Source organism: Pseudoalteromonas sp. SWXJZ94C, assembly GCF_015864385.1.
Taxonomy (GTDB): domain Bacteria; phylum Pseudomonadota; class Gammaproteobacteria; order Enterobacterales; family Alteromonadaceae; genus Pseudoalteromonas.
This window is the reverse complement of record NZ_JADYXF010000001.1, coordinates 53,950-67,490: the sequence shown is the minus strand read 5'-3', so window position 1 is coordinate 67,490 and position 13,541 is coordinate 53,950. Positions and strand designations below refer to the sequence as shown.

Genomic DNA, 13,541 nt, shown 5'->3' with positions numbered 1-13,541 from the left:
AATAGGGAAGTAACTTAACTAGCGTGACCAGTTAGTTTTGGCAAGCTCTACAATTTCGTTTCCTTTGCCATTTATCAGTGCTTTCATCATGTAAACGCTAAAGCCTTTTGCTTGCTCTAATTTGATTTGCGGTGGCATTGAAAGCTCTTGTTTTGCGGTATCGACTTCTAAAACAACAGGTCCTGAGTGGTTCATCATCTCGTTCATTGCCGATGGTAATTTTTCAGGGTCGTCCACATGAATCCCTTTTAAGCCACAGGCTTCTGCAATTTTAGCAAAACTTGGGTTTTCTAAATCGGTATCGCTTGATAAAAACCCACTGGCTTTCATTTCCATAGCCACAAAACTGAGTGAGCGATTATTATAAACAACAATCTTTATTGGTAAATTAAGCTGTTTAAGCGAGATTAAATCGCCCATTAACATCGAAAAACCACCATCGCCACACATTGCAATGACTTGGCGATCTCTATCTACAGATTGACCCCCCATTGCCTGCGACATGGCATTTGCCATAGAGCCATGATTAAACGATCCTATTAAGCGGCGCTTACCATTCATTGATAAATAACGTGCAGCCCACACTGTTGGCGTACCTACATCGCAAGTAAAAACAGCATCGTCAGCCGCTTGCTCGTTTAGTAAACGCGTTAGGTATTGCGGGTGTATTAAATTTTGCGAGGTTTTGCCACTGGCAAGTTCATCAAGATCTTTTCGCGACTCTTTGTAGTTTTTAACACTCTTTTGTAAATGCGAACTTGTGCGCTCACCTTTAATATGGTCAAGCAATGTGGTTACTGAATTTTTTGTATCACCTAATACACCACAATCAATTTGCACGTGCCGACCAAGTGACGCAGGCTGATTATCAATTTGCAATATGGTGGTATTTTCAGGATAAAAAGCACGATAAGGAAAACTAGTACCAATCATAAGTAACGTATCGGCTTCTTGCATTGCATGATAGCCCGACGCAAAACCAATAAATCCGGTCATACCAACATCGTAAGGATTGTCGTACTCAATAAATTCTTTACCACGCATAGCATGCACTATCGGTGCTTGTAATTTGTCGGCTAGCGCAACAATTTCGTCGTGGGCATCCTTACAACCAGCACCACACAATAAGGTTACTTTTTTACTTTTATTAAGATGAGTCGCCATTGCTTTAATATCAGATAAAGCAGGGGTATAAGTTGCTGGTTTTGGCACGTTCCATTTTGGCTTGATAGCTTTAGGCATATCTTTTAATGCAATGTCGCCAGGTAGCACAAGTACACTCACGCCTTTGTTTAGTATTGCTTGTCGCATTGCGGTTTCTAGCAGGTACGGCATTTGCTCGGGGCTCGAAACCATTTCACAATACACACTGCATTCTTTAAATAATTCTTGCGGATGGGTTTCTTGAAAATAACTACTGCCAATTTCAGATGAAGGAATGTGTGCGGCAATAGCTAATACCGGTACATTATTACGCTGACAATCAAATAAGCCGTTAATTAAATGAAGATTACCTGGCCCGCAAGAACCCGCACACACCGCAAGCTCGCCTGATAAATGTGCTTCGCCACCAGCTGCAAATGCTGCCACTTCTTCATGACGTGTGCCTAGCCATTCAATTGTTCCCATTTTTCGCAGGCTTTCACTAATGCCGTTAAGTGAATCGCCAGTTACTCCCCAAATGCGCTTTACGCCCGCTTGTTCAAGGGTTTTAGTAATAAAACTTGCGATACTTTGACTCATAATATAGAACTCCTAAATATTAAGTTATTCTGTAAATTGATTTTTTGCCTCTGATCTATCAGATAAGTCATCGTTTCGAAATGCGCTCAATTATTGAGAATCGACAAGCTTAGATATTTTAATAATGATAGATATATTACTACTGAGACTTTACTAACAAACAATACTCCTAGGTTTGCTGCGCCCCCATACTGATACACATAACATGAATGCGCGCTTTAAAATCGAGACGAATAAACTAGCCCGAGATTTTTAGTGGCTTAACTATGAATATGTTATTATGCGCCTAATTATTTCACTGAATACTTTATGTTATCTTTATGCCAAATTCTGCTACTTGCTTTACGTTATTTGCTCAAAATATTGACCAATTTTTGCTCCCAGAAAAGTTTACGTTCCCTTTTTATTACGAGCCACAACCTCTAGCTATTAAAGCGGCAAAGCAACTACAGCAACAACTTGAAATGCTGCCACAACTGCACGAAGAAAACGCGGGTAAAATGTTTGGCGTATTAGTGGTACAAAACGATGCGCAGCAAGTAGGGTTTTTAGCTGCTTATTCAGGGCAACTAGAAAGTGAAAAAGCAGGTATAAACTTTGTACCGGCTGTTTCGAGCATACAACTACAAGATGATATTTACTCAGAACAAAGTAAAATAATTAACGACATTAATGCACAAATTGATCAGCTAGAAAACAGCAAGCAGTTAGCGGTTACCAAAACACAGTTAAACGAAGCAACAATCACTTATCAAGAGCAGTTGTTAGCACAGCAAGCTGTAATGCAGTTAGGCCGATTACAACGTAAAAAACAGCGCAATGAAGCAAGTGCAGAACTTAGTGAAAGTGATTTTGAATTATTAAAAACAAAGTTAGCTAGTTTAAGTATTATCGAGAAAAAACAACTACAAGCACTTAAACTTTACTGGCAAAATAAAATAGATTTACTTAAACACACCTTAGCAAAAACTACAGATGAAATAAGTCATTTAAAAAAGCGCCGTAAAACGTTGTCGAAAAGCTTACAAAAAAAATTATTTGCACAATATCAATTTTTAAATGCTAACGCAGAAGTAAAAGATCTCAATGGTATTTTTGCTGAGTTACCAGCACATACCCCGCCCGCAGGTTCTGGTGATTGTGCCGCGCCTAAATTGCTGCAATATGCGTATAAACATAACCTAAAACCTATTGCGATGGCTGAGTTTTGGTGGGGTGCTGCGCCTAAGTCGGCTATTAGGCAGCACAAAAATTATTATCCGTCTTGTTACAGTAAATGCCAGCCCATTTTGAGCCATATGCTTAAAGGGCTTAACGTTGAAGACAATCCATTATTAGTTAATCCTGCACAAGGTAAGCATCTTGAAATTATTTATAAAGATGATGACTTACTCGTGGTAAATAAACCAGCCGAGTTTTTATCTGTGCCTGGCGTTAATATTGAAGACTCTGTTTATATGCGTATTAAAACGCAATTTCCAGAAGCCTCTGGTCCCTTAATTGTGCATAGATTAGATATGTCGACTTCTGGATTATTGATGATCGCACTTAATAAACGAGCGCATAAAGCCCTGCAAAAGCAGTTTATAGAACGCGTTATTGAAAAACGTTATGTTGCATTGGTCGCAGGAAATGTAATTGAAAATAGCGGAACGGTAGACTTACCATTAGTGCTCGACTTTGATGATAAACCACGTCAAATGGTGTGTTACAAAAATGGTAAGCCATCGCTTACAACATGGCATGTTTTAGAGCGTAAAAACAATACAACCCGATTGCAGTTATACCCTAAAACAGGTCGAACCCACCAATTAAGAGTACATTGCGCCCACAGTTTAGGTTTAAATATGCCTATTGTTGGCGATACTCATTATGGAAAAAAAGCCGACAGATTACATTTACACGCTGAGTATTTAGCGTTTACTCACCCAATAACGCAAAAACGATTAGAGTTTGAAGTAGCTGCTGATTTTTAGATACTAGGAGCGTATTAATCTTTGGTGGCTGCAAGGTAGTTAGTTAAAGCCCATCTAAAATCATCTGTTTAATTTTATGCGCTTTTTCAAAGTGATCTAACTTATGAGTTTGTATCCACCATGTAGCCGCTTCCATAAGTAGCTCAGAGTCGTCATTTTTATTAGCAAAAAAAGCATAAAAAGAAAGTCCAACATTTTCGCCTTTGCTTGCTATTTTTTTATCGCACACTGTGATTATTTTTGTTCTTAACGATTCACGCATAAATACCTTGTTTAGTTTTATTCTTCACTAATTAAACACGCCATTTAAAAAACTAGTCAGAAACTCTAAAATACTTCTGTCTACTATGCCATGGTTTTCTATTTTTTTGTTTTTAGCATTTACTTGCATAGCTTTGCACTCATTTTTTAATTGTTCTACCGTGTGTGCTTCAACCTCATATGCAGTATCAGCTTGCTGCATACATTTTGAAGACCCTGCATAGTCAGGCGATGCACAAGCACTTAGTAGCAAGCATAATAAAAACGTAATAAAAAGCTGTTTCATATTTACCCTACCTAAACGTAAATGTTAGTTTGTTGCCATTTCAATCGCAATAACAAAAACTTCAAAAAAGAATAAACCAACTGCATCTGTAAAAATGTCATTTTTATGATTTGTTTCGATTTTAGCGCTCATACATTGATTATAAACTTCGGTACTTGTTTGAGCACCATTGTTATCGGTCGAATTAGCTTCTTCTATGCACTCATCCGAATCAGTATGTATTGGCGAACTACAAGCACTTAATACAAAACATAGTGAAAAAACAGCAATAAATTTTTTCATGTTTATCCTTAAACTTAAAATATTTTCCTATCTTTAAATTTTATTTTAGCACCGTAATAATAGGCTTTCCTATCCAAATTTTGTAAGTATCTGTAGAAGTAAACTTACTCAATATTTATACTTTTGTGCTGTTTTACTCTTTGAAATAATTGCATTAGTCTCTCTGTAAAATTTACAGATTAGTGCTATAAAAAAACAAAAATATAAATATAAACCCAATAATTTCAAAAGATTAACCTGTGGCATTGCACTTGCTTCTAATCAAATAAGCAATCAATAGTAAGTAAAAGGATTAATTATGAACATTTTTGAAGCGCTACGTCACGATCATGATAAGCAACGAGAATTAGTTGATGCACTTATTCAAACCCACGGTGAAACAGACAAACGCCATACTTTAATGGACGAGCTAAAAACAGAATTAGAACAACACGCAAAATTTGAAGAACGTTACTTTTACAACCCACTTATGTTTGATGACTTAACTCATGAAAAAGCGCGCCACAGCGTAGCTGAACATCACGAAATTGATGAATTAATTGAACAACTTGAAGATACCGAAATGAGCTCGTCTGCATGGTTAGTTGCAGCTAAAAAGTTGCACCATTTAGTACATCATCATTTAAGTGAAGAAGAACACGAAGTATTTCAATTAGCGGGTAAAACACTAACCGAGGGGCAAAAACAAAGTTTAGCAAAGCAATATAACGATGCAATGCACTAAATATTTTGTATTTGTGAGTACCCCTATTCACAAATAATTGAACCACCTTATATACACTCCCTTGTGTACTATTGGTTATAAGCCACTTGGCTTATAACCATTTTTAAGCCTACGCTCTAACTCTTCTCTAGTAAGGGTGCTTCTGTCGGATCAAAAATTCGATACGCCACTAGCTTTAAGCCATCGTTAATAAAAAACCACACCAAAGCATATGCCCACACAGCAAGTGCCCATCCCCATCCTAGTGGGGTCATAAACACGCCATAAACAGCAATAAGTGTTGCTATAACTTGCGTGCCAAATACGGAGACCATTAATATAGCAGACGGTTTAATAGACCAAAATGGACCTCGGGTACGCGCTAAAAATATAGTCAAATGCCCTGCTACAGAAAGTAATAAGTACATTAATGTTTGAAGATGAGGACGGTCGAGTTCAAATACTTTATCGCCCAAGTAAAATAAACCAAAGGCTGCAATTGGCCCTACAATTCCCAGCACAGATGCAATACCCAAAACGAGCCGCATATTCCATGTTTCGGGCTTATTTTGATAATGCACATTGTCGTATGCAATAGACAAAATGGCGGCATCGTTAAGTAAAGCAAGCATTACAATCATGACTGCGGTTAACGGATAAAAATTAAAAAATAATATCGCCATTGTCATAAAAAGTAGCACGCGCAGTGTTTCAGCAACCCTGTAAATAGCGTAACTGTTCATGCGTTGAAATATTTTTCGGCTTTCTTTAACTGCATCAATAATAACCGATAAGCCATCGGTCATTAACACAATTGATGCTGCTGAACGCGCTGCATCTGTAGCGCCCGATACAGCAATACCACAGTCAGCTTTTTTAAGTGCTGGCGCATCATTTACGCCATCTCCTGTCATACCAACAATGTGCCCTCTATGCTGAAGCACATCAATAATATGGTATTTATGCTCAGGGAATACTTGTGCGAATCCGTCAGCACTCTCGATAGAATCATCTAACTGCGTTGTTTGATGGTGTTCAGTTGCACCAAATCCACTAGCATCAAGAATGTTTGTCCCTAAACCCAGTTTACTTGCAGTTTCGCGCGCAATGGCAACTTGGTCGCCCGTGACCATTTTAACGCTCATACCCATTTCTTTTGCATCGGCAATGGTTTGTATTGCTTCTTCACGCGGTGGATCAAAAAGCGGCAATACGCCTATAAATTGCCATTTACCTTGCTCGTCTGTTTTAGCAACCGCTAAAGAGCGAAACCCACGCGCTGCAAATTCATCTATCGATGCCTCAACTGCAGTTTTAACTGCCTCAATATTAGCCGACAAAGCTAAAATAACCTGCGGTGCACCTTTGGTCACTTTAAACGTTTTGCCATCAGCATTTTTAATTAATGCTTCAGTACGTTTGCTCACAGGATCAAATGGCTGAAAATGCTCTATATGATAAGAATCTAGATGCTGCTCAGCTTTTACACTTTGTAATACTGCTAAGTCAATCGGATCGTTATTTTCTGAGCGAGATGCTAATGCCGCGTACAATATAACTTGCTCAGCAGAGCCTTTATTTGTTGAGTTTTCGATATAAAACGGGTCACCTAACGTTAATAGGTTTTGTGTCAGTGTACCTGTTTTATCAGAGCAAAGAATATCAACACCTGCTAGCTCTTCAATTGCAGCTAAACGTGTTACAACCACTTGCTTTTTAGCCAATAAACGAGCGCCTACAGCCATAGTAACTGATAGCACTGTTGGCATGGCGACTGGTATTGCCGCAACGGTTAATACGAGTGCAAACTGCAATGTGGTAATCATTGGATCATCGCGAAACAAAGCAACAATAACTATAAGCAGCACTAAAGCCGCAGCAAGCATTATTAAATAATTACCAATTTTAAGCACTGCACGCTGAAAATGACTTACGGTTCGCTCCCCTTGCACTAACTGTGCTGTTTTACCAAAAAAGGTATTAGCGCCGGTTGCGTAAACTATTGCTTCTATTTCACCTTGGCGAATAATAGAGCCCGAATAAACAGTTTCACCCGCCGACCTTACAACCGGTAACGACTCACCCGTAAGTGATGATTGATCGACTTCTACTGGATCACCATCGAGCAAACGCGCATCTGCAGGCACTATATCGCCCATCCGCATTCTAATAACATCACCTGGTACAAGTTCGCTGGCATTTAAATTTTGCCATTGAGTATCGCGGCGAACGCGTGCTTTGTTGGCTAATTTTGCTTTTAATGCAGCAATTGCATTACCCGCTTGATGCTCTTCCCAAAAGCCAACCAATACGTTAGACAGCAATAATACAAGAATAATAAAAAAATCAGCCCAGTGCTTAGCAAGCGCCGATAAAATAATAGCAGCCTCGATCATCCACGGTATTGGCCCCCAAAAGTAAGATAAAAATTTGAGTAGTAGGTTTGTTTTTTCTTCAACTAGTTCGTTAGGTCCATATTGTGCCAATCTTTGTGTGGCATCAGTTTGGCTTAACCCGTCGGATGATGTTTTTAGCTTTGCTTGTAATTGTGCTAAATCGAGCTTGCTCCATTCATCGCAATTTTGATTATGTGAAGACTTGTTTACTGAACGATTTGATGACTGATGCGCTGACGAAATTTTGACCTTTTCCATACGAGCCTTCTATACAACATTGAGTTGAATAACTTGAGGTAATTAAAACCTACTAACCGTATAGCTAACATAAACTAAAGCTGTCGATATTGTTCTTACAAATGTATTAACTTTGATCTAACGCAATATTAAGGGTGAAATAATATAAAAAGGATTATTTTTAGAAGATGATAAAGAGGGTGGATTATTAAAAGAAGTACTTAAAGGCTATACATTGGGCTGAAGTAGTAAGTAACTCAGCCCAATGTACTTTTAGCTATAACCTTATGGATATAGCTATTTTTTTATTACTTTACAGTAAATTTTACGTCTTGGTCACGTAACAAGTAAAGTGCAAAACACGCAGCCCACATTGGCCATGCAGTGAAGAATAATAAGTTATTAAAACCATCAATGTATTGGTTGTAAGACGAAAGCGTAGATAAACCATGCATTACAAAAATGATACCGTAAGTAATACGTTTTTTAATACCCGCTAAAAATGCCAATACTAAAACAAGTTGAAGAGCACCAATAACATAAGCAACAATATCAGATGAGCCACTAATACCGTAAAAATGTTCAAAAATACGCGCACTATGACCTGGGTTTACGAATTTATCGAACGTCCACATAGCCATTACGATAAAAACACCTAAGCGAAGCGATAAAAGAGACCACTGCAAACGATTTTGTACATCTGAACTCATTGAATTTGTCATAAAACTTCCTTTAAAAAATATATAAATAAACCTGAATAGACGAAGACCGTATAAATTCGTTTTTATTTCAAAAAAAATTAATTTTTTTAATAAAAGTTAAATTCTAATAATTATAACGCCGCACACTTTAGTTTTATAAATTCAGTAAGCAGGCTGCTCTATATAAAATGGTAAGAACTAAAAAGTAGTCTACAATTAAAAAACTCATTAAAAGCAAATGTTTATGTTCAATGTAATACAATTTATCGATTTTTTTAGCTAACCAGTAAAACTATAATACTAAGTTACTAACCTTAAAAAACACTAATTTTGTTATGTTCTAAAAAACAAAAAGAATTGAGGTTTGACTGAAAGTTATTTTTACGCCTTTCGGTCTTTATCGCCATCAACATATAATTATAGAGAGAAAACGCTTGAAACACGCATACTTGGCTTTAGCTTTAGCCACCATATTAAATACCCCACTTAGTGCTTTTGCAGCAGAAGAATCAACAAAGACAAATGATTCAATAGAGCGCATTGAGGTGGCTGGTCAAGTTATTAGATCTCAAGGACTTTCTGTTAAAGACGCTACAGTTGATGGACCTTTTGGTGACAACTTAGCACTGCAAGATATAGCGCGTTCGGTAACACCAATCTCAAGCGAATTAATAGAACAACTTAACATTACGACATTACAAGATGTATTAGCAGTAAGCCCTAATACTTATTCAGCGAGTGGCTTTGGCGCACCAAGCTTACCAACTATTCGTGGGCAATTAGGTGAGCTTTTTCAAGATGGTACACGTCGTCAAGCAGGTAATAATGGCTTTGGGGTGCCGTTATCGTTCAACTCTATAGAACAAATAGATGTGGTAAAAGGCGCACCACCGGTATTATTTGGCTCAAGCCAGCGAAATGGTGGTTTTGTAAACTTACATTCTAAAAAAGCGTCTACTGATGAAAGTAAAGGCAAAGCAACTGTATCTGCGGGTCGATGGGATCAATACAGTGTTTTAGTAGATTACAGCGCACCGATTGTAAAAGACAAAGTCGGTTTTAGAGTCAGTGCTGAGCACATTGATAACGGCAGCTACTACGACTTTTCAGGCACAAAGAGCGACAGCTTATTTGCATCGTTGCGTGTATTACCCGATGACAAAAGCAGCTGGGATATTAACTTTGAGTTGTATCAAGTTGAGTTTACCGATAACGCCGGTATTAACCGCCCTACTCAAGCACTAATAGATGACGGGCTTTATATTACAGGGCAAGGCGTACAAGCAAATGGCAGCACAGTACCAGCCGCTGGTTCAATTATTTCGCCAACTGGGCAAGTAAAAATAGACCGAAGCACGGTACTTACCGATCCTGATAATCAAAACGAAGCGACGACTTATTTAATACACAGTATTTATAAGCGTGAGCTTTCCAACAACGCATCAATTAAAAACATCACGTATTTTCAGCACTTACAACGTGAAGAAATTGCGCAAAATAGCTTTGTTGAAATTATAGATGGTGCCGATACAGCACAAAACCGTACTGAGCTTACTTATCTTTGGAATAGTAATCAGCAAACTATTTTTGCATTTGATGTACGTTATAACCGCGTATTAGGCTATAGCCAATTTACAACAGAAGCCGACTTACCTATTGATTTGACAGGCCCACTTTCAAACCGCCGCATTCCTTTAACCGACACACAACAAGCGCGTTTAATTGAAATTAGCCCAGGTGTGTTTGTATCACCCGGTGGTCAATACGATATTAATAACGACGGCAGTGGCGACTTTAATTTATCAGACACTACCGATTCGCGCTCATGGCAAACAGGCTTTGCCATTCAACAAGATTCAGATTGGACAAGCAAATTTCACACAAGCGTTGGCTATCGTATTGACTTTTATGACGTAGACGCACACGACCCAATAGCACCACAAGGGCAAATTGCAGCCAGCGATAGCATTAACGATAAACTACATTCTGGGCAAATCAGTTTTAACTACCGACTAAATGGTGACTACACTACTTACGGCACTGCAAGCTATAACGAAGCTACATCAAACAGTATGGCCGGTGGTACAGCGCTTAGTAGTGACAATACAATAAGTGCACAAAATTTTTCTACTGAAAATACCCTTGTTGAGTTTGGTTTAAAATACGCACCAACCGACAGTGATTGGTACGCAGATGCTGCTTTATTTAGTCAACGTCGTAGTTTACGTAATCGCGATGGTAGCAACACAGGCATTCGTACTTCCGGTTTTGAAAGCCAAGTATTTTACGACGCCTACCCATATTGGTTAAGCGCGGGTTACAGCTATATCGATGCTCGCTACGATAACTCTGCAAGCAGTCAAGATTCAGCACAAGTAGCAGATGCATTTGATAATTCTCGTCCAGATATTATTGAAGGTACCAGTGTTGGTGCGCCTAGTTTTACGGCGTTTGCGCCATCTGATAGGCGTGTTCAGGGTATTCCGGAACAATCTTTTAGTTTTAACGGAAATTATTCAATTAATTCGAAATGGCAAACGGGTTTTTCAGGTCTATATACAAAGAGTTACCCATTAGACTTTTTGGCGACAGTAAAGATTCGTGATCAATACACGTTAAACGTAAATACTAGCTATGCTTTTACGCCTAGCACCAAGTTACGATTAGACGTAAACAACGTTACGAATCAAAAAAACTGGCGCCCAGTATTTGAAGGCGGTTACTTTGGTGCAACTTTGGCTTTTCCTGAGTTGCCAATTAACGCCAAGCTTACGCTTACTCATAATTTTTAAGAGAGAGAACATGATTAAAAAAATATTTCTATTATTGATTGCAGCAGGCGCCGTAGGCTTGTTCTTTCACTTTAATTTGCACCAACTACTGACGCTTGATGGCTTAAAAGGATCAATGGATCAGTTTAGCGATTACAAAGAGCAATCTCCGTTGTTGGTTATTGGTGGGTTCTTTTTACTTTATGTAATAGTTACTGCCTTATCTTTACCAGGCGCGGCTATTTTAACACTTGCAGCAGGCGCATTATTTGGCTTGGTAGAGGGTTTATTAGTTGCATCGTTTGCATCGACTATTGGTGCAACACTCGCCTTTTTAGTGTCTCGTTATTTACTGCGCGATACAATTAAGCAACGCTTTCCTGAGCGCCTAGCCGCCATTGACGCTGGTGTTGAAAAAGAAGGTGGATTTTATTTATTTACTCTTCGCTTAGTGCCGGTGTTTCCGTTCTTTTTAATAAACCTACTAATGGGTGTTACCTCAATAAAGTCATGGACTTATTACTGGGTAAGCCAAGCAGGCATGCTAGCCGGTACATTTGTATTTGTTAATGCAGGTACGCAACTGGCACAAATTGATAGCTTATCGGGCATTTTATCGTTCAACTTAATTTTATCGTTCGCTTTGTTAGGAATCTTCCCATTTATTGCTAAAGGAATCTTAAACGTGTTTAAAAAACGTCGTGTATACAAAAATTATACTAAGCCTAAAAAATTCGACCGTAACATGATTGTTATTGGCGCGGGCGCTGGTGGTTTGGTAACAAGTTATATTGCCGCTGCGGTTAAAGCAAAAGTAACCCTTATTGAAGCCGGCGAAATGGGCGGCGACTGTTTAAACTACGGTTGTGTTCCAAGTAAAGCAGTTATTAAAAGCGCTAAAATTGCAGAGCAAATTCGCCACGGTGAAAACTACGGTCTAGAAAACGCAACACCACAGTTTTCGTTCAAAAAAGTAATGGCACGTGTACATAAAGTTATTGCCGATGTAGCACCACACGACAGTGTTGAGCGTTACACAGACTTAGGCGTAGATGTAGTAAAAGGTTACGGTAAATTAATAGACCCGTGGACTGTAGAAATTAAACTTAACGATGGCGGCACGCAAACACTCACCGCTCGCACCATTGTTATTGCAACTGGCGCACGCCCATTTGTACCGCCACTACCCGGTATTGAAGAAACAGGCTATGTAACAAGCGATACATTGTGGAATAAATTTGCAGAGCTTGATGAAGCACCTAAAAAACTTGTAGTACTAGGTGGCGGTCCAATTGGTAGCGAATTAGCACAAAGCTTTGCACGTTTAGGTTCAAGTGTTACGCAAATTGAAATGGCGGAGCGCATCATGATCAAAGAAGATCTTGAAGTGTCTACTTTTGCTCATGAAGCGTTAACCGAAAGTGGCGTTAATATTTTAACATCGCATCAGGCATTACGTTGCGAAGCTCGCGATGGTAAAAAATTCATTATTGTTAAACATAACGACAAAGAAATAGATATTGAATACGATGAGCTACTATGTGCCGTTGGTCGAAGTGCGCGTCTTAAAGGTTACGGTCTTGAAGAGCTAGGCATAGAAACAAACCGCACTGTAGTAACTAACGAATACCTAGAAACACTGTACCCAAATATTTTTGCAGCGGGTGATATTGTAGGTCCATACCAGTTTACACATGTGGCCGCTCATCAGGGTTGGTACGCAGCAGTAAACGGTTTATTTGGTCACCTTAAAAAGTTTAAAGTAGATTACCGTGTTATTCCGTGGACTACATTTATTGACCCAGAAGTAGCACGTGTTGGTTTAAACGAGCAAGATGCTATTGATAAAGGGATCGATTACGAAATCACTCGTTTTGAATTTGAAGAGCTAGACCGTGCAATTACCGATAGCGCCACTAAAGGCTTTATTAAAGTAATTACACCAAAAGGCAAAGACAAAATATTGGGTGTTACCGTAGTATCTGAACATGCTGGCGACTTAATTGCTGAATTTGTACTGGCAATGAAGCACGGCTTAGGGCTTAACAAAATACTCGGTACTATTCATAGTTACCCTACATGGGCTGAAGGTAATAAGTACGCAGCAGGTGAGTGGAAACGCGCTCATGCTCCTGAAAAAGTACTTAACTTACTTGAAAAATACCACACTTGGCGCAGAGGTTAA

General features: G+C 38.8%; 10 protein-coding genes. 4 read left to right on the top strand and 6 right to left on the bottom strand.

Going from position 1 to position 13,541, the window contains the following annotated elements; all coding sequences use genetic code 11:
• Positions 1–18: 18 nt before the first annotated feature.
• Positions 19–1,743, bottom strand: coding sequence for a ubiquinone-dependent pyruvate dehydrogenase (gene poxB / locus I6F65_RS00315; RefSeq protein ID WP_197110930.1), 1,725 nt, complete (start codon positions 1,741–1,743; stop codon positions 19–21).
• A 320-nt stretch (positions 1,744–2,063) separates the two neighbouring features.
• Here poxB and I6F65_RS00310 point away from each other — a divergent pair, with 320 nt between their 5' ends.
• Positions 2,064–3,719 carry an RluA family pseudouridine synthase gene (locus I6F65_RS00310; RefSeq protein WP_197110928.1) on the top strand — a complete coding sequence of 552 codons (1,656 nt, stop codon included), beginning with the start codon at positions 2,064–2,066 and terminating at the stop codon, positions 3,717–3,719.
• Between the two features lie 43 nt (positions 3,720–3,762).
• Here I6F65_RS00310 and I6F65_RS00305 read toward each other — a convergent pair whose 3' ends face one another.
• The 3 genes from I6F65_RS00305 to I6F65_RS00295 are packed head-to-tail and all read right to left on the bottom strand — an operon-like array spanning position 3,763 to position 4,548.
• Positions 3,763–3,981: a DUF6500 family protein gene (locus I6F65_RS00305; protein WP_166109205.1), complete on the bottom strand. Its 219-nt coding sequence runs from the start codon at positions 3,979–3,981 to the stop codon at positions 3,763–3,765.
• 27 nt (positions 3,982–4,008) lie between these two features.
• Positions 4,009–4,266, bottom strand: coding sequence for a hypothetical protein (locus I6F65_RS00300; RefSeq protein ID WP_197110926.1), 258 nt, complete (start codon positions 4,264–4,266; stop codon positions 4,009–4,011).
• 24 nt (positions 4,267–4,290) lie between these two features.
• A complete protein-coding gene (locus tag I6F65_RS00295; protein ID WP_231613061.1) occupies positions 4,291–4,548 on the bottom strand; it encodes a hypothetical protein in 258 nt (85 codons plus the stop codon).
• 298 nt (positions 4,549–4,846) lie between these two features.
• Between I6F65_RS00295 and I6F65_RS00290 the strand changes: the two genes are divergently transcribed.
• Positions 4,847–5,272 (top strand): hemerythrin domain-containing protein, encoded by a 426-nt coding sequence (locus tag I6F65_RS00290; protein WP_197110924.1) that lies wholly within the window; start codon positions 4,847–4,849, stop codon positions 5,270–5,272.
• Positions 5,273–5,388: 116 nt separating this feature from the next.
• On the opposite strand, the gene I6F65_RS00285 is transcribed toward I6F65_RS00290, so the two are convergent.
• Entirely contained in the window at positions 5,389–7,905 is a 2,517-nt protein-coding gene (locus I6F65_RS00285) for a plasma-membrane proton-efflux P-type ATPase (RefSeq protein ID WP_197110922.1), read from the bottom strand.
• 287 nt (positions 7,906–8,192) lie between these two features.
• Positions 8,193–8,606 (bottom strand): hypothetical protein, encoded by a 414-nt coding sequence (locus I6F65_RS00280; RefSeq protein WP_024610890.1) that lies wholly within the window; start codon positions 8,604–8,606, stop codon positions 8,193–8,195.
• 413 nt (positions 8,607–9,019) lie between these two features.
• Between I6F65_RS00280 and I6F65_RS00275 the strand changes: the two genes are divergently transcribed.
• Together I6F65_RS00275 and I6F65_RS00270 are read left to right on the top strand one after the other, a co-directional pair.
• Positions 9,020–11,377 (top strand): TonB-dependent siderophore receptor, encoded by a 2,358-nt coding sequence (locus tag I6F65_RS00275; protein WP_166109202.1) that lies wholly within the window; start codon positions 9,020–9,022, stop codon positions 11,375–11,377.
• Positions 11,378–11,387: 10 nt separating this feature from the next.
• Positions 11,388–13,541 carry an FAD-dependent oxidoreductase gene (locus I6F65_RS00270; RefSeq protein WP_166109201.1) on the top strand — a complete coding sequence of 718 codons (2,154 nt, stop codon included), beginning with the start codon at positions 11,388–11,390 and terminating at the stop codon, positions 13,539–13,541.